16 protein-coding genes are annotated in these 16,080 nt (G+C 64.4%); 9 read left to right on the top strand and 7 right to left on the bottom strand.

Annotated elements, in window-relative coordinates; genetic code table 11:
* Positions 1–102 precede the first annotated feature (102 nt).
* On the top strand, positions 103–408 hold the full coding sequence (locus tag PV766_RS23715) for a hypothetical protein (protein WP_421098090.1): 306 nt from the start codon (positions 103–105) through the stop codon (positions 406–408).
* A 283-nt stretch (positions 409–691) separates the two neighbouring features.
* Here the strand turns inward: PV766_RS23715 and PV766_RS23710 are convergent, their stop codons facing one another.
* On the bottom strand, positions 692–1,441 hold the full coding sequence (locus PV766_RS23710; RefSeq protein WP_421098089.1) for a DUF5677 domain-containing protein: 750 nt from the start codon (positions 1,439–1,441) through the stop codon (positions 692–694).
* Positions 1,442–1,582: 141 nt separating this feature from the next.
* On the opposite strand from PV766_RS23710, the gene PV766_RS23705 reads away from it, so the two are divergent.
* Together PV766_RS23705 and PV766_RS23700 are read left to right on the top strand one after the other, a co-directional pair.
* The gene (locus PV766_RS23705; protein WP_421098088.1) at positions 1,583–1,999 is read left to right on the top strand and encodes a GNAT family N-acetyltransferase; all 417 of its coding nucleotides are present in this window, start codon (positions 1,583–1,585) and stop codon (positions 1,997–1,999) included.
* A gap of 261 nt (positions 2,000–2,260) precedes the next feature.
* Positions 2,261–3,526: a pentapeptide repeat-containing protein gene (locus PV766_RS23700; protein ID WP_421098087.1), complete on the top strand. Its 1,266-nt coding sequence runs from the start codon at positions 2,261–2,263 to the stop codon at positions 3,524–3,526.
* Positions 3,527–3,868: 342 nt separating this feature from the next.
* On the opposite strand, the gene PV766_RS23695 is transcribed toward PV766_RS23700, so the two are convergent.
* The 4 genes from PV766_RS23695 to PV766_RS23680 all read right to left on the bottom strand — a co-directional run bounded on the left by PV766_RS23695 (position 3,869) and on the right by PV766_RS23680 (position 7,715).
* Positions 3,869–4,816: an SMI1/KNR4 family protein gene (locus tag PV766_RS23695; protein ID WP_358428881.1), complete on the bottom strand. Its 948-nt coding sequence runs from the start codon at positions 4,814–4,816 to the stop codon at positions 3,869–3,871.
* Between the two features lie 141 nt (positions 4,817–4,957).
* Positions 4,958–5,764 (bottom strand): IS21-like element helper ATPase IstB, encoded by an 807-nt coding sequence (gene istB, locus PV766_RS23690; RefSeq protein ID WP_413769010.1) that lies wholly within the window; start codon positions 5,762–5,764, stop codon positions 4,958–4,960.
* On the bottom strand, positions 5,764–6,981 hold the full coding sequence (istA, locus tag PV766_RS23685; protein WP_421098091.1) for an IS21 family transposase: 1,218 nt from the start codon (positions 6,979–6,981) through the stop codon (positions 5,764–5,766). The genes istB and istA overlap by 1 nt, the downstream gene beginning before the upstream one ends.
* A gap of 266 nt (positions 6,982–7,247) precedes the next feature.
* Positions 7,248–7,715, bottom strand: coding sequence for an NUDIX domain-containing protein (locus PV766_RS23680; RefSeq protein ID WP_421098086.1), 468 nt, complete (start codon positions 7,713–7,715; stop codon positions 7,248–7,250).
* Between the two features lie 255 nt (positions 7,716–7,970).
* Here PV766_RS23680 and PV766_RS23675 point away from each other — a divergent pair, with 255 nt between their 5' ends.
* Positions 7,971–8,465, top strand: coding sequence for a hypothetical protein (locus PV766_RS23675; RefSeq protein ID WP_421098085.1), 495 nt, complete (start codon positions 7,971–7,973; stop codon positions 8,463–8,465).
* A gap of 171 nt (positions 8,466–8,636) precedes the next feature.
* On the opposite strand, the gene PV766_RS23670 is transcribed toward PV766_RS23675, so the two are convergent.
* Together PV766_RS23670 and PV766_RS23665 are read right to left on the bottom strand one after the other, a co-directional pair.
* Positions 8,637–9,503 (bottom strand): phosphotransferase, encoded by an 867-nt coding sequence (locus tag PV766_RS23670; protein WP_421098084.1) that lies wholly within the window; start codon positions 9,501–9,503, stop codon positions 8,637–8,639.
* Positions 9,504–9,567: 64 nt separating this feature from the next.
* A complete protein-coding gene (locus tag PV766_RS23665; RefSeq protein WP_421098083.1) occupies positions 9,568–10,317 on the bottom strand; it encodes a DUF6226 family protein in 750 nt (249 codons plus the stop codon).
* Between the two features lie 365 nt (positions 10,318–10,682).
* On the opposite strand from PV766_RS23665, the gene PV766_RS23660 reads away from it, so the two are divergent.
* From PV766_RS23660 to PV766_RS23640, 5 genes are all read left to right on the top strand, one after another.
* Positions 10,683–12,254 carry a hypothetical protein gene (locus PV766_RS23660; RefSeq protein ID WP_421098082.1) on the top strand — a complete coding sequence of 524 codons (1,572 nt, stop codon included), beginning with the start codon at positions 10,683–10,685 and terminating at the stop codon, positions 12,252–12,254.
* Positions 12,255–12,422: 168 nt separating this feature from the next.
* Positions 12,423–13,157, top strand: a complete 735-nt coding sequence (locus tag PV766_RS23655) for a hypothetical protein (RefSeq protein WP_421098081.1) — start codon at positions 12,423–12,425, stop codon at positions 13,155–13,157.
* A 197-nt stretch (positions 13,158–13,354) separates the two neighbouring features.
* Positions 13,355–13,843 carry a hypothetical protein gene (locus tag PV766_RS23650; protein ID WP_421098080.1) on the top strand — a complete coding sequence of 163 codons (489 nt, stop codon included), beginning with the start codon at positions 13,355–13,357 and terminating at the stop codon, positions 13,841–13,843.
* A 149-nt stretch (positions 13,844–13,992) separates the two neighbouring features.
* Complete coding sequence (locus PV766_RS23645; protein WP_421098079.1) at positions 13,993–14,412, top strand: ABC transporter permease; 420 nt, start codon at positions 13,993–13,995, stop codon at positions 14,410–14,412.
* Between the two features lie 127 nt (positions 14,413–14,539).
* Positions 14,540–15,487 carry a barstar family protein gene (locus tag PV766_RS23640; RefSeq protein ID WP_421098078.1) on the top strand — a complete coding sequence of 316 codons (948 nt, stop codon included), beginning with the start codon at positions 14,540–14,542 and terminating at the stop codon, positions 15,485–15,487.
* Positions 15,488–16,080 lie beyond the last annotated feature (593 nt).

Raw genomic sequence — 16,080 nt, 5'->3', positions numbered from 1 at the left:
CAACCGCTACAGTGAACACCGCTCACGGCTGGGGATTTTCGTTGAGCACAACTGGGGAGTTTCCCTGAGCCTCGTCAGCTGGGCCCGCAGCATCTGCTGGTCATGCTCAGAACAGGGCTGCGACACAGCGGTCGATATGTGCTCGATCGGGACGAGACCCGAAGTATCAATCACGAGATAGTGGCCGCGGCGACGTCGATGGTGTTCGAACGTCCCGGCGACAACATCGCTGCGCACCTTGAGGTTCCGGCTCGCGTCGGGGTTCCCGAGCTGGATGACGAGCAGACGGCCGGGCTCGGCGCCGCAGCTGCCCTGCGGCTTCTTTTGAACGATGCGACCGCGCGCAGTCGGTGGGCCGGCGTTTCTGATGCACCTGGTTGGCCGGTTCCGCGCTGGTACACGCCGTAGCCTTTTCTGGGTGTTCGGCAGCGTGCCCGGGGCCGGACTCCTTCTGCGGCCAGCCCACCGCATCTATCAGAGGGGCGTGCCATATACACAGGTAACAGTGATGTTCTTGCCTCCCGGTGTCGGGTCCGGCCGAAATGTGTGCGGTTCGTCCGGGGCGGTGGTTGCTCAACGTGACTGATGCGGGTGCGGAGATATCGATCCCGAAGTGAGGTGTCTGGTGCAGGTGTAGGAGCGGTGCGCGGGTCACATTGAGTGCCGCTAAGCGGCTTTTGGTCACCACTCCTTAGAGATTGTCGGCAAGTCCCTCGCGCCGTTTCTTCGTGTCTACGTTGTCGATGAGAGTCATGGGGAGGATGAGGTCGTCGGAGGCTTTGTCGAGCAGTTCGAGCAACTGCGGGTCGTTCGTGAGCTTTGCTACCACCCACCGAGCGAGCATGCAGGAGACCGCTACGACGTAGGTCGCCTGGTATTGGTAGCTATATTCCTGCTCGTATTTGATGTGCAGTTCCTCGGCGCCGGCTTCGAGGAACGAAGCGACGGCGGCGGGCGTGACATGAACGTGCTGAGACAGGATGTGATAGCTCGTTTCCAGGTACTTGCCGTCATCAAGATCCCGAAGCATGTCCATAAACGGGGGTAGCCGCTTTCCCTCCGGCGGGGCGTCGATTGCGGTTACTGCTTCGGCAAGTTCGTTGTTGTCGAGCCATTGGGCAAGGTTTTCGTAGTGCTTGATGTATTCGTGGCCGAGGTCGACCTGGAAGCGTTTGATGCCGCCGTTGACGATGAAGACCCATTGGAGAGTGACGGCGTGTTCGAGCGCTGCGCGTGCAAGCACTACGGCCTCCCCAACGAACCCGTCCCGGACTAGACGGAGATAAGCGTCGCTGTAGCGCATGACACGAGCTGCGACGCCGTAAAGGAGGAGGAACTCGTCTTTATGAGATCTGTGAACGTCGAAGTCTTCGGTATCTCGCAGGTGCGCGATGCACTGCTCGATCCAAGCTTCGAGTTCGGCTTCGTCCGGTTTCGTCATCGCATGAGCTTATAGAGCGCGAGCGACAGATAGATCAGGATGCTCGTTGCCCTCGTGCCTGGTATCGCGTACAGGGACTTTGTGGTGGATGACCTGGGGTGATGGCATGTCCCGGGGTGTGGGTCGTCGTAGTGTGTGGTGATGGTGGTGTGGGTGGTCGAGTCGGTGGTGGGTGTGGACGCGGCGGTTGCTGCGTTGTTGGAGTTGGCGATCGGTGGGGGTAGCGATCGTGTGGATCAGGCGTTGGAGCGGTACCGGGTCGGGCAGGTAGATGTGGCTGTGGCGCGTGCTGACGGGGAGGTTGTCGGCGTGGTGGGCTATATCCCGGGCGTGGATCGAACGGAGTTGGTGCATATCGCTACTGCGCCGCAGGTTCGTCGTTCGGGTGTGGGGGCGGCGTTGGTCGCGTGGGTGCGTGAGCATTGCGGGTCGGGGGTGGTGGAGGCGCAGACCGATGGCGACTCGGTGGGTTTCTATCGGGCGTTGGGGTTCGAGGTGGAGTCGTTGGGGGAGCTGTATCCGGGTATCGAGCGGTTCGCGGTGATGCTGCGGGGCTGAGGAGTATCGCCCTGTGTGCGGGTGGGATGGGGGATATAGGCGGTATCTGAACAGGCCGGTACGGCAGGGTTATCGCCCTCATTTCACGTATCGGAACGCCTCGGCTATCGGAGTTCATCCAGGATCCGTTCGTATCGCGGCCTGAGTGCGCCAGTGGTTCTCGCGCACAGATAGATTCCTCCAGTGCCGTACTCAGTTCCGTCCACCCCACCGCGTAGCAGCGCTCGGGGGTCACAGGCGAAACGTGTCTCTCCGTTGCGCTTGGTCGGCTACGGCGTGGGCGCACTAGCAAGCACTGCGCTGGCCACCTACGGACTCGCGGAACTCGGCACTCCACCGGGCACCGGTGTGATGACAGCCGACCTCAGCAATTTGGGACGGACGGTGGGGTTGATCGCTGCGGCTGCCGTCGGAGTGCCTGCCGCCGTCCTCGCTTATCACCGCCAACGAGCACTGGATACTGCCAACAGCACGGCCGCAGAACAGCACGAACACAAAGTTCAAACGGATGACCGTGAGCACCGAACGGGAACGGAACGTCACCTCCGTGAGCGGTACACCACCTGCGCCGAACAACTCGGTCATGACAACTTCGCTATCCGACTGGCCGGCGTCTACGCGCTCGCGTCGCTGGCCGACGATTGGCACGAGTTCGGCAACGACTCTGAACGCCAAGTCTGCATCGACCTGCTGTGCGCTTACCTCCGGACCCAACGCCAGTTGCCCCAAAGCGATCTCATCTCCCCGGAGGAGCAGGACAGATACCGAAAAGAAGAACGTCAGGTGCGAGCAGCGGTCGTCAGCGTCATTCGGGACCGAACGATGCGTGGTCGGTGGGAGGATTGCGCCTTCGACTTGTCGCAGGCCGACCTTACGGGAGTTGACCTGCGCGAAGCGGACCTGTCAGGTGCGGTCCTGATCGGCGCGAACCTTACTGGGGCACGCCTGTCACGATCGGACCTGACCGGTGCAGATCTTCTCGGTGCGGATTTGAGCAATGCGGACCTGAAGGGAGCGGTGCTGTTTGGTGCAAGCCTGTTTCATGCGCGCCTGGCCCAGACGAATCTGGCCAGAGCAGAGCTGATCCACGCAGATCTCGCCGAAGCAAACCTGTCCCACGCAGACCTCGCCGAGGCAAACCTCTCCGGCGCCAAGCTGGTCGGTGTGAACCTGACCGATGCGGACTTGACCGATGCGACTCTGACGGCGGCGAACCTGAGCGGTGCGAACCTGACCGGGGCAAACCTGACCGATGCAGGGGGGCACGGTGCAAAACTGTTCGATGCGACGTTGACTCAGGCGAGGCTGAACGGTGCGACGTTGACTCAGGCGAGGCTGAACGGTGCGAATTTGACCGGTACGTGGCTGATAAACGCAGATCTGACCGGCGCTGATCTGACTGGGGCAAACCTGACCGCGGCGAACCTGAGCGGCGCGAACCTGACCGATGCGAACCTGACCGACGTTGCTGTATCCGAGACCGTGGACGGTCGAGGAACTATCTGGCCGAAAGAATTTACACCCTGATAGACGTGGGATAACGCGGCTGTCAACGGCAGGTGGCGATGTCCTCGCGCCCGCGGTGATGGGATGTGTCCTCTGTACAGCTCACGACAACGTATGCGGCGCCGTGCAACGGGTCAGTCGGTGCTCTGGCTGTACTGGCGGGCACGCCGGTAGGCGTAGGTGCAGGCGGCCCTCAGGATCGCGGAGCTGAGCAGTTTTCCGCAGCTTCGTGGTCCAGTGTCGGGTCCGGTCGAAAGATGAGCTGTTCGTCCGGTCGAAAGATGAGCAGGTTCGGTCAATCCAGTCTGTCTCACCGGTTCGATCCGCGGAAGGCCCAGATCCGCTCGAGTTTTTCGTGACGTTTCAGTCGTCCGAGTACCAAATCAACGTTCCCGTTGTGGTCGTTGTCCAGCCGTCATGGAGTGGACGTCGGTTCCGGATGCTGTCGACGACGGTTGCGATCATGGCGTTGACCGAGACCCACAGCGGGCGTGAACCACCTGCGGATGCGGAGTACTCGACGACGCAGCTGTGCAGGTCGCCGGGGCGGGTGTCGACACACAGTGAAGTACCGGCAGCATCGTCGGCGATGGGGATCAGGTCGGGGATGAACACTTCGGCCGGACTGCCCGCGGGCGCTGATCGGATTGCTGCCTCGTCAGGGGCGGAGCCTTCCGGCCAGCGCTCCCGTAGATCGTCGTTGATCTGCGTCCACATGTCCCAGGTGGTGAGGGTCTCGTCGAGGGAGAGCAACCGGAACATCGGGACGATCTCGATACCTCCGCCTTGGAGCTGGAACAGCTCACGGACCTCGTCCGGCCACTGATAGCCGGTGTGGTTCTCGGCGGCGTCGAGATCGTCATCGGTGGCTCCTGCTGCCACGTCCTCGAGGGCGGCGGTGGCAGCGAGGTCCTGCCACAACACGGTCAGCTCACCGCCGCGGCTGACGGACCGCGGTGCGGTGCCGTCGTCTTCCGGCTCGATCGCACTAGCGCTCTCGTACTCGGGGACTGCGGGGCGTTGCTGAACTTGCCACTGGTGCAGCGCGTCTTCGGCTCCGGCCGCGACCTCATCCAGGGACGATGAACCGTCGAGGCCGGGAAGATCGATCGGCCCCTGCACCCCGTTGATCAGCAAACGGCCCGGAACGGCCTTGATGGTGCTGCCGGTTCTGTCGGCCCACTCCCGGGCGGCTCGCGCTGCATCGCGTGCTGCCTGCACGACGGAGTCACTGTTGCTCAGGCCGTGCAGTCCTTGCCCACCACCGGTGTCACCACGTCGGTAGAAGACTGTCAGATCCCAGGCGATCACGTGAGCATTGTGCCTTGTTCTGCTGATCGGCAGTCGAAGTGGCAGGTTTCTCGGGCCGATGGAGGTCAGAACAGCGCCGGGGACACCCGCGCTGCGGTGACTGTCGAGGTTCCGTGCATCGGGTCAAGGTGACGAGCAGGTTCAGGTCTGCGCATCGGTCCCTCCAGCGGCAGCAGCGGACGGCAACGACTCGATCGCGGTGTGCTTGATGCGATAACTGGTGCCCTTCAACGCGATCACGTCGGCGTGGTGGACGATCCGATCGATCATCGCCGAGGCGATGGTGGCTTCGCCGAAGACCTCGCTCCACCTCGCGAACGGCAGGTTCGAGGTCAGGATGATCGAGGACTTCTCGTAGCGACTCGACACCAGCTGGAAGAACAGGTTCGCGGCATCGGTGTCGAACGGGATGTAGCCGACCTCGTCGATCACGACCAACCCGATCCGGGAGATCTTGCGCAGCTCGATATCCAACCGCCCCAACCGATGTGCATGCGCCAGCCGGGTGATCCACCCGGTCGCCGGCGCGAACGCCACCCGGTGACCGGTATGCGCGGCCGCGACCGCAAGAGCAGTCGCCAAATGCGTTTTCCCTGTGCCTGGCGGTCCGAGCAACACCACATTGCGGGCCTCGGCGAGCCATCCGCCGCCTTCGAGACGGGCGATCTGCGCCCGATCGAGACCGGGCTGGACACCGAAATCGAAGTCGGTGACCGTCTTGATCGCGGGAAATCCGGCGCTCTTGATCCGCAACCGGGCCCCAGACTCGGCGCGGGCATTGGACTCGATGGCCAGCACCGCCGCCAGATACTCCTCGAACGACCAGTTCGCGGTGCGTCCCTGCTCAGCGAGGCGGGCGTATTCGGCAACGATCCGCGGAGCCTTGAGCGCCCGGGCATGGTGGACGATCACCTTGTGCGCCTCCGAGTCGGTGTGACGGGCATTCATCACGCCACCTCCGACGTCCCGAACACCACGTCGTAGGCGGCCAGATCCGCGACCTGCACCTCGACCGCACTTCGTGGCGGCTCACTGTGATCCGCTCGGGTATAACAGGCTCGCTGCTGCCGGGCGACGGCGACATGTTCGGGATCGGTCACCACTGCGCCCGGTCCCCAACTGCGCCGATGATCGGCGACGAGGCGATGCTCGCAGGACACGCGCACCTGCTGCGGATCGGCGGTCAGGGTGATCATCCGTCCGATCACCTCCGGGTGCACCGAATGGGCGGCTCCGCCGACCTGGACGTAGTAGTCCCGGCCGAGCCGCAGGGTGCGGGTGGTCCCGACCGCCGGGGCAACCGGTGGCAGCGCCGCCATCGCGGCCCGGTCCTCGGCCAGGGCGTCGACCGGCCGCCGCCGGGTCACCCGGTGAGTGCGTGTGTTGGCCACTGCGAGCCACTGGGTGAGCTGGAGGTTGAAATCCGCCGGGGAGGTGAACTGCCGGCCGGGCAGAAACGAGGTCCGCAGATAACCGTTGGCGCGTTCGACGATCCCCTTCGTTTCGGGATCATACGGTGGTGCCTGCACCATCCGGGTGGCCAGCGTGCCGCAGAACCCGGCGACACCATCGGCGAGTCGTCCTCGCTGCCCGATCCCGGATTCGTTGTCCCACAACAGTGTCCGCGGAACCATCGTGAACGATTCGGTCAGCAGCTGCCACATGCCGGCCAGCAGATCCCCGGTCACCCGCGAGGGCAGCATCACCGCGGCGAGAAACCGCGAATACGTCGCGACCATCACCAGCACCGGAAACGAACGCAAGGCTCCGGCGTGGTCGGGAACGAGCGGGCCGGGGAACATCAGATCGCACTGGATCTGCTCACCGGGCAGATGCACCAGCCGATCCGCCGGGTCGGCCGGCTGATATTCCGGGCGGATGCGGGCGACGTTCTCGGCAAACCACGAGTTGCCGCCGCTCCAGCCGACCCGTTCGGCGAGCACCGTCGTCGGCATCGCCGGATACGTCGCCAGCAGGGTTCGCACCGCCGGTTCGGTCAGCGCCCACGCCGAACTCTGGGAACGGGCGCGTTCGTACTTCGGCGGTGCCTGTGAGCGCAACGCCTTGGCTACGGTGTTGCGCGAGAGCCCCAACTTGCGGGCGATCGCGGTCTGCGTCATTGCTTCCGAGTTGTGCAGCTGACGGATCAACGCCCAGTCCTCCACAGTGATCACTCCTCAATCGTCGAGTGGAGTGCTCACTTTTCGACCGGAATACCTGCTCAAGCTTCAACCGGAGCCGACAGGGACCCCGGGTCGTGTGGGGCGGTCCGGCCTCCTGCCGTGTCGGTGGGGTGGTCTCGTGGTCGCGGTGCGTCCCTTGGTCTCTGCGCCCGGTCGTAATGATGAGGTGCTGTTCCTGCGCACCGTCAGCGGTGTCCTCGTCCTCGCGTGTTGTCGGTGGGGGGACGGCGAGTGCCGATCCCGGGGCTTCACCTCGATATCGGTGAGTGCTCATCGAGTGCGGCTTGATCGAGCATCGCGCCTATCAGAGCCCCGAATCCCGCTACCAGTACGTGGGCCTGTGTTATCGGGAGCCACCAGCAGTCCCACTTCACGGTCGGTCCTCCGGCGGCAGGATCGGATTCTTCTGCCGGCCAGCGTTCGGTGACATCGGCACCGGGCATGTTCATCCGGTAGTAGTGCCGCACGGCGATTTCGTCTCTCATGGGGCGCACGTCGTATCTCTGCACCCCGACGTGGCGTACCACGTGCCCGTGTCTGCCGGTTTCCTCAAACAGTTCGCGAACGGCGGCCTGTTCGGGGGACTCGCCGGATTTGATGGTGCCGGCGGGCACCTGTACGCCGGTGACCGTCATCGGCTGGTCACGGTGAGTGAACACCAGCAGGTGATCGTCGTGCAGGACGTAACACACGGCCTTGTGAACTTCGCGCGGCATCCTGCCACTCTACGAACGGTGTGCCCCAGCCATGATGCTCGGTTGTCGCACATACGTTCCCCAGGGTTCAGTCTGACTTGCGGTTCTCTGAACTACTGGTTTGCTTCGTCGACGGTGTCTTCGGCGGCTGATCCGTTCGCTGCGGAGCTGTCCGTGTACGAGCGAGGGCCGACGGCGCAGTTGTCTAGCGCGATAATTGCCCAATAGTGGCCAACACGGTCCCCGGCTGTCTTCCCGAGGCCCTACGGTGACCTCATGGGGCGAACGAGTGGACTGGTTGCAGCGTCACTGCCGATTGGGGCACTGTGCCTAAGCGGATGTGTATCCAATACCGAGGAACCGGAGACCTTCCCCGCTACGGTCACTGTCGTCGGGAACGCGGAGCAAGCCGCTCCACAGACAGGACAGTGCATCATCACCACGATCCCGATCGCACCGAACGACATCGTGTACCTGCACGGCGAAAGCGCGGCCGCCTCGGCACGTTCCGTGCTGGAAATCGATACCGTCGAACGCAATGCCGACGGCACGGGAGTGTGTACCTATGTGGCGCACTTCGAGGCGGTTCCTGCCAATCAACGCAGCTACACAGTCACCGTGAGCAGCTCGGCACCCTATGCCGCAACATTCGAGTCGTCTTCCTTCAACGCGGGCGAGATCGAAGAAGGAGCCACGGTCTACCTACACGAATTCCCGCCCCGTCCCGATACCTCGGGTGCGGGCGACAGCGACCCTATGGGGACACCGTAACTCGGGCGAAGACAACTTCGTCGACTTCATCATGGACACTCGAGCACCAGCTCCGGGGAACATGCGTGGGATATTCGCAGGAGTGCTCTGGGTCGATGCTGAGGCTTCCCGGGCCGCGTCGGGCTTTCCGTTGTGGGAGCGGATCTGTGACCTGAGTGGGTGCGTCGGTGCTCAGAACAGAGTCACGGCGTCGGTGAGCATACGGTGGCCTTCCTGTTCGAAGGGTTCGTCGCCGATCTGGTATGCCCAGACTGCGGTGCCGATCGCTTCTCGGAGGGTGAACATCGCCCACAGTTCCGGATCTCGGGGGTCGGTGCCGTAGCCGTCGAAAAAGGCGTGTTCCAGGTGTGGGTGCGTGCGCCAGTGTCGTGCTGCGAGGCGGCAGAAGTCGCTGAGTGCGGGGCGGTGATCGAAGCGTCCGAAGTCGATGATCTTGACGCTCCTGTGGTCGACGAGCCAGTTCCGCGGCTGCCAGTCGCCGTGGGTGGGTACGACTTTGACGGGTCGGGGGTGGTAGGTCGTCAGTATCTGCCGCAGGGCGTCGGCGGTGGGGGGATCGATTCTGTGTGCTTGATCGAGCCAGGCAAGGGCCTTCGTCGTAGCGCGGGCTTCCGCGTCGTCGTCGCAGCGTTGTGTTTGGTCGTGGAAGGTGCGGAGAAGGGCGCCGGCCTGGTGGTGGATCTCGGCGTCGAACTCCGTGTCGCTTCCCATGACCAGAGTGCCTTCGAGGTATTCGGTGACGAGGATGTTCGCGGCGCGATCGTGCTGGATCATTCGGGCGGCGCGGCCGCTGTCGATCAGGCACGCGGTGGCGCTCTGGTGGGCGGTGATCTCACGGCGGATGTGGGTATTGGCCGGGCCTGCGGCTTTGACGATGAAGCGGCCGAGACCACTGGTGATGTCGAGTACGACGGTGTCGGTGAGGTTCCAGCTCAGATCGGCGCGGAGTCGGGCATCGGGGAGCCAGCGTCGGAGATGGGCGTTCTGGTCGACGCTGAGTCGAGGGGAAAGGCCGGCCTGCTTCTGGTCGTCGTCCACTCGGGTGAACGTATCAGTGGAGGCCCGCATCGAATGTGGTGGTCGGTAGATGAACTTCCGGTGCTCAGTGTCGGTGTGTGTCGATGTCGGGCACGAGGGGACGTGCGTTCCAGTTCGGGGGCCAGGGTGCTGCTGTGAATGCGGTTGGTGTGTCGAGGTCGGGGGCTGGGCGGCTGGTGTGACCGCCGAAGGACGTGCGGATCGCCAGGCGGCGGGCATCGACGTGGACGTGGAGGGAGCCGTCGACGACCGACAGCACCGATGTGTCCATTTCTTCGAGCAGGGTGGCGGACCCGTGATCGCAGCCGTCGCATCCGCAGTCGGGGATCGATGCCAGTCGTACCGCCGGGTCGCCCGCGGCGACTGTGACGGTGACTATGTGGTCGCTATCGACCGGTGTGTGCGTGGTTAGCACCAAGGGGACCGCGTCGTCGGCGACAGGCCAGAGGATAGTGTCGGTTCCGCCGCTGTCGTGGGGGCGCAGGGCCCATTCGATGTGTACGGCGTGCCGTGCCCAGCCGCGTTCGAGTAGCACGTGGCTCCAGGCTCGTGCCCGGGCTTCGACAATCTGGAACTTCTCCGGGTCGGTGACTCGCTCGTATGCGTGTTCGTCCGGTGCGAGACCGTCCTGGTAGGGGTTCGGCCATCCGGGGGTGTGGGCACCGGTAAGCGCGAAGGCCGCGTCGACGTCGCTGAGCAGCGCACAGATGTCGTCCGACAACAGCGACGACAGATCTGCCCAGCCGGTGTCGTGCAGGGAGCGAACACCGTTGTTGTAGGCCTCCCACCAGGGCAGTTCCGAAGCAGTGTTCATCCCACGGACGGTACCCGCGTCCGGCGGCTCACTTGCCACAACGAGCCGGTGGATCGGTGACGGCATACGCGTGGGAGGACGTTGTGAGGTGACCTCGTGTCCAGTGCGATCGTCTTTCCGGGTAGGCGAAACGGTCGGTGCCGGAGCCGGGTGTGGTGGGCGAGTGCTTTCGGAATAGTCCCGGCCATCTCCAACCTCAAGTCGTAGCAGTGTGCCGCGCTGGCGGCGGTGCACGAGATATCCCAGGCTGCTGAGCTGAAGGCAGGCTCTGTCGAGCTGGAAGCCGGTGTCGTACGGGCAAGCTGGCCGTTCTGCGGACCGTTGTTGGTCGTTGGTGTAGCGGGCTGGGATGGGACACTGACCGAATGCTGATCGTGCAGGGACCTGTTCGACCGCACCGGGGATTGTCGGTGCTGGTGACCGAGCTTGCCATCGGCGATGGGGAGGTCGCGCCACCGCAGGTCGGCGAGATCGGACGTTATGCCTTGTTGTTCACGGAAACGCTGCCGGATGAGGCGGATCCGAGCATCGTCACCGTCGATGTCGATGTCGAGCCTCTCGATGACGGCATTCCGTTGTTCCAGCCCGCGGCGTCTGCGGGTTTTCGGGACGAGGAGCGGTGGTGGGAGTGGCGATTGTTCGTGCGCGGTGACGGGTGGACGGCCACCTGGTACAGCCGGCGCCCCACCCTCGGCCGGCAACGATTGACCGGTCGAGTCATCGGGGACCTCGGCTATGCCACCACCGGCTCGGTCACCGGCCGGATCCTGCGTGCCCGGATCGTCTCCGACACCTACCGGCTCGTCGAGCAGTCCCCGACTGAACCTTCACGTCCGCGTCCTGCCCGCTGGGTTCCGATACCGGGCACCCGCCGATTCCGGGACGTGGCCGCGGCGACCGGGGTGTTCCGGGACGACACTCGTCCACCGGCGCACCTGGCTGCGGGTGAGGACCGGATCCGCGAATGCGGAGTGCTGGTGGATCTCGATCTCGACGACGTGCCGGCGCCGCCGGTGCGGCCTGCTGTTGTGCCGGCCGCGGTGTCCGCGCACGGCCCGGATGTGTGGATCATCGATCGGGAACTGCCGGTGGTGCTGCGACTACACGAACAGCAGGTAGTGGGTGAGTACCGGTTTCCGGGCGCAATCCTCCCCGCACCGGCACACCGTCCGCGTGGGGTGCATGCCGACGCCGACGGTTGCTGGGTGGTCGGACGAGATGGAATCTTCCGCTGCACTCGCGACGGGGTGTCCGTGCGGATCGACGAGCACCGCGTCACCGGATCCGCCGCACTCGACGGGGTGCTGCTGTCCTGGCATCACACCGAGGGGCAGAGCGTGCTGAGCATGCGGTGGCCGGACGGGCGACACCGCGACCTCGAGCCTGTCGACGGCCGTATCCGCACTGTGCACCCAGGCCCCGGCAATTTCATCGGGCTATTGAGCGCCGGTGCGAACACCGACGACGCGCACACCCGGCTGTTCACTCTCGACCCGACTGGGTACCTGCACCTCGGCTCGCCTCTGCCGGCAGGGACGGGCACATGCATCGTCGGAGGCGAACCTGCGTGGTTGGTCGATCCCCGAGGGCAGTGGGTGCCGATCTGTTCGGATCTGACCGTGGGCGAGGTCGAATCCCCTGGGATCAGGGGAAGTTCGGTCGGAACGGTCGGGCCGTGGGTATGGGTCGTGCATCCCGCGGGTGATGATCGGAGCGTCGAACCGAACCCGTACAGCGATTGGCACTGCCTGCTGTCGATTCTCGATCCGGCCACTTTCACCCTGCAACGCCGTCTGGTGATTCATTCGCCGTACCCGGAGGTGTCCTACGACGGCGACGGGCGGATCTGGATCGTCGCCGGGAAGGTATGGGTCGTCGACCCACAATCGTCGGAGCCGGCACAGCAGCTGTCCCTCGACCGGCTCCTGGGGCGGTAAGCCCGCCTGGTCGTCGTGAGGCCTGTTTCCACAACGAGAAGAGTCGGTCGAGTTCGGCAGTAGCGGAAACATCCATGAGGTGGATTCTTTCCATCGTTGCTGTGGGGCCGACGGACCTGGGGTGAGATTCGTGTGTGGTCGCGGCGTGATCGTGGCAGGCTCAGGTTCGTGTGGACGGCGGACAGTTTCGTGCAGGATGTCTCGGCCGGTGCGTGGGTGCACGATGCACTGTCACTGTTCGCAGATGGCCACCGCGGCACCGTGGTCGGTGATGTCGTGCCGCCGGTGTTCGAGGCCTACGCGCGGGTCTTGCATCCGGGGTATCGGCGGACCGGTCCTGCAGCCGGTGAGATCGAGTCGGTCACCTGGGGTGAGGTGGCGGAGGCGAACGGCCGCACTGCGCATCCCTTGATGGAGTGGGATTTCATCACTGCCGCGCCCCATCGGGGTCAGGGGCAGCCGGGGTTGTGGGACGAAGGACCGCTGATCGGTGACCTGGACGGTGCGACTGCCCGCGCCCTGATCGCCGTGCTCGCCTCCTTCACGACGACTGCGGACCGGTGCTGGTTCGCGATCTGGGAAGGAAACAACATCCTCGACGATGTGCGTGACCGCGCCGGACGTATGCAGGCGGGGTGGATGGGGATGTTCGTGATCGCCGATGCGCTCACCGCAGCAGACAACCGGTTCCGCACTCTGCTCTCGCCGAACCTGTGGTGGCCGCAGGACCGCGCGTGGTGCGTAGCGACGAATATCGACCTGATGGCCAGCTACGTGGGCGGGTCCAAACAGTGTGTCGAGGCGATCCTTGCTTCTCCCGATCTGGAATCGTTCGAGGTGTCGGCAGAAATGAGTGTGCAGTGGGACAGCGACACCATCAACCCGCGCCCGGAACGTTCCTGATCCCCGGACGGGCACTCGGGTTCGTGGAGCGACGCCACTCAGCCTGCGAGAAAGCGGATTACAGACTGACGGTGGAGCAGCCCAGAGGAGATACGTCTTCAGGCTCGAGAACACGTTTGCGGAGACGTCGCCGCTGATCTCCGACGCATTCTCGACTCGAGTCGACTCACGGCGACCCCGACCGGAATGATGACGACATGCCCCGTGTGGACCCGTGGAACGAAGACAGCTTGATATGGCGGATCCCTGTGGTCGACAGCGAATCCGGACCGATCGAGGGGCCCGATCTCGATCCCCTTGGCCCGTGGGTCAAGGCTCTGGCCGCCGTCGGCCGAGATCTGCGTTGCCTTCGGTACGGACGGTACGTGGACACGGACAAGCTGGTGTGGGACTTGTCGATCAACGGCGACTACTACGTTTTCGTCGGCTGGCAGAGCATTCGGGGGATCGGCGGGTTCAACACCGGTGGAGGGTTGACCATGGACGCATCATTCGGTGAAGCCGCCGCCTGGATCGCAGAAGTCGTACAGGACAACCTCGCGGGATACGAGTTCGTGCAATGGCCCAGCCACGGAAGTCATCTGCTTGTCCCTCGACTGCGGTCGGCAGAGGCGGTCTGGATCGATCCGCACGGCGACGCGACGATCTGCCCGATCGGCACACTGTGCGACCACGCTGACCGCTGACCGGTTACGCCGACCTCGGAGTACCCCGTCCGAGGAACTCCAAGGAACGGAGGTGACGATCTTCCTCGAGTTCGCGACCTCGTTCGCCGCGATTCAGTGAGACTGCTCGACATCCCTTCGCGGTATATGTGCCGGGCTAGGCTGCGGATGTGTCCAGAGCAGTGTGGTGGGTTTCGGCATTGGTCGCGTTGGCTTTCACCGTGTGGGTGGGGATCTCGTGGTCGATGGCCGAGGTGTCGTTGTCGTGCTCGAAGATCGGTGAAAGCCAGTCCTGGTTCCGGTGTGAAGACCGCCTGGTCGACGTGCTGGGGATCCGGCCTCTGGTCGGCCTGGGACTGTTGCTCGTGCTCCCACCCGTGGTGGCGGCATTGGCCATGCGCAGGTGGGTTTCCTGGCTGATTGTCGCCGTGCTCGTTGGTGTGGCCATCGCCGGATTGGCGAACTGGACCTCGCTGTGGGGATCGCTGCTCTTCGCTGTTCTGCTGGCAGCCCTGGGAGCGGTCGCGGCTGCGCTGCAAGGCCGCCCCGCGCCGGGCAACTCCCGCGAGCGGTCTGTGGCAGCGACGTGATGACAGGGTGGACGACGTTCTCCTCAGGCTGATCATGTGCCAGGCATGTGTTAGCTGTGGAGGGTTTTCGTCAGCGGACGGCCCTACGTCCGGGTCTACGAGGACGCCGGCCTCTACGCTCACGGTCATGGTGCGCCGTGCAGTGTTCGACCCTACCGATCGTGAATTGTTCATCGAGCAGCGGCAGCGCTTCGATTGGAGCCTGCTGCAGAACGGGCATGTCTTCCGTTACGACACCGGCTTCGAGCTCGACAGTGCCTGTGATCGGCTCGGCGGCGTGGGATATCTCGTGCACCGCATCGACGCGCACCCGTGGACCTCGACCGGCGACATGTACGACGCCCTCGCCGAGACCTTGTCCTACCGCCGTTCCTACGGCGCGAGCCTCGACGCGCTCGCGAATGTGTTCGCCGATGTGGGCACCTATCTGTTCGGCAGCGACCCCGCCACCACCGGCACGGTCCTGGCCATCGCCGGATTCGACACTCTGCTCGGTCTCGAGCCTCGCACCGCGCACGTGCTTGTCGACAATTTCGCCCGACAGGCACGCCTGGCCGGCTTGTACGGCCATCCCATGCTGTGTCTGATCGACACCCGTGCCACCGACCTTCCGCCGGTCGGCGGAATCGACATCTACCGTGGCAGCGTCTGGGATGCCGAACCGGATCCCCCACGCCCGTTCCACCCCGACGACCTGCTCGAGTACACCCTGCACGTCTTCACCGCCGATGTCGCCGACTACCTCGTCGCCCTCCGAGCAGTGCTGACCGACCTTCTCGCACCCATCGGACGCTGGCAGATCAGCGACCCCCACCGGATCACCGACCCGACCGTGATCGACGATGCCCGAGCCAACGCCCACCACCGCCCGCACCCGTTGACTTCGGATGACGAGTTGTGGCACATCCGCATCGGGATCCGCGGCGCAGGCGACGGAAACCGACTCGGCGACCAACTCGTCCACGCCCACCACGACGCGGGGCTGCATTTCGAGGGACTCTTCTCGCATCTCTACACCGCCGGCACCACCGAACACGCACAGGTATCGAAAATGTATCCGGATCTGCACGACTGAACCGGCAAGCAGCCACCAGCCCTCAGACCCGCACCGACCTTGACCGACGGTGGCCAGGACGCCGTGCACCAGCGCCGATGCAGTGACAGGCGTGATGTCGAAGACTTCGACGCTGCCGTTGTGATCGCAGTGCGCGATGCCGTCGGCGCCGACGATCCAGCAACCGCCGGAATCTGCATGCAACCGGCGCGGCGTCCAGCCAACCACGGACCCACGCGAAGGACCTGGTACCTGTCGATGATTCCGGGGCTGCGGACCAGGGATCTGGACGGCATCTGTATGTGCTGATGCCGATGCGGCTGTAGCTGGCTGGGGCAGGGGCCTGCGTGGAGACGCTCCAACCACCGGCGTTCGCGGTGCACACCGATCATGCATTTTCTCGCTTTAGGATGGCGCCCGTGCTGACGAAGAACCATCGCGAACTTGTCGCTGCGGCGATCAACCACGCCGTCGCCACACATGACGGCGACGCACATACCGTCGCGGCAGCTCTCCTCACTCGTTCCGGTCGGGTGATACTAGTGCCGCACCCGTGAACCTTTGCCCGTTCTGGCCGACACGCCGACCGGTTGCGGCGTGTCGGCCACGGGATC

The organism is Rhodococcus sp. As11, from assembly GCF_048957735.1.
GTDB classification, from domain to species: Bacteria; Actinomycetota; Actinomycetes; order Mycobacteriales; family Mycobacteriaceae; genus Rhodococcus; species Rhodococcus gordoniae.
This window is presented reverse-complemented; position numbering and strand designations above follow the sequence as displayed.

Excerpts from the sequence above, each read along its gene's own strand:
- PV766_RS23715 (WP_421098090.1), top strand. The coding sequence starts at position 103 with ATGCTCAGAACAGGGCTGCGACACAGCGGTCGATATGTGCTCGATCGG.
- PV766_RS23710 (WP_421098089.1), bottom strand. The coding sequence starts at position 1,441 with ATGACGAAACCGGACGAAGCCGAACTCGAAGCTTGGATCGAGCAGTGC.
- PV766_RS23705 (WP_421098088.1), top strand. The coding sequence starts at position 1,583 with ATGGTGGTGTGGGTGGTCGAGTCGGTGGTGGGTGTGGACGCGGCGGTT.
- istB (WP_413769010.1), bottom strand. The coding sequence starts at position 5,764 with ATGAATGCCCGTCACACCGACTCGGAGGCGCACAAGGTGATCGTCCAC.
- PV766_RS23680 (WP_421098086.1), bottom strand. The coding sequence starts at position 7,715 with ATGCCGCGCGAAGTTCACAAGGCCGTGTGTTACGTCCTGCACGACGAT.
- PV766_RS23675 (WP_421098085.1), top strand. The coding sequence starts at position 7,971 with ATGGGGCGAACGAGTGGACTGGTTGCAGCGTCACTGCCGATTGGGGCA.
- PV766_RS23665 (WP_421098083.1), bottom strand. The coding sequence starts at position 10,317 with ATGAACACTGCTTCGGAACTGCCCTGGTGGGAGGCCTACAACAACGGT.
- PV766_RS23660 (WP_421098082.1), top strand. The coding sequence starts at position 10,683 with ATGCTGATCGTGCAGGGACCTGTTCGACCGCACCGGGGATTGTCGGTG.
- PV766_RS23650 (WP_421098080.1), top strand. The coding sequence starts at position 13,355 with ATGCCCCGTGTGGACCCGTGGAACGAAGACAGCTTGATATGGCGGATC.
- PV766_RS23640 (WP_421098078.1), top strand. The coding sequence starts at position 14,540 with ATGGTGCGCCGTGCAGTGTTCGACCCTACCGATCGTGAATTGTTCATC.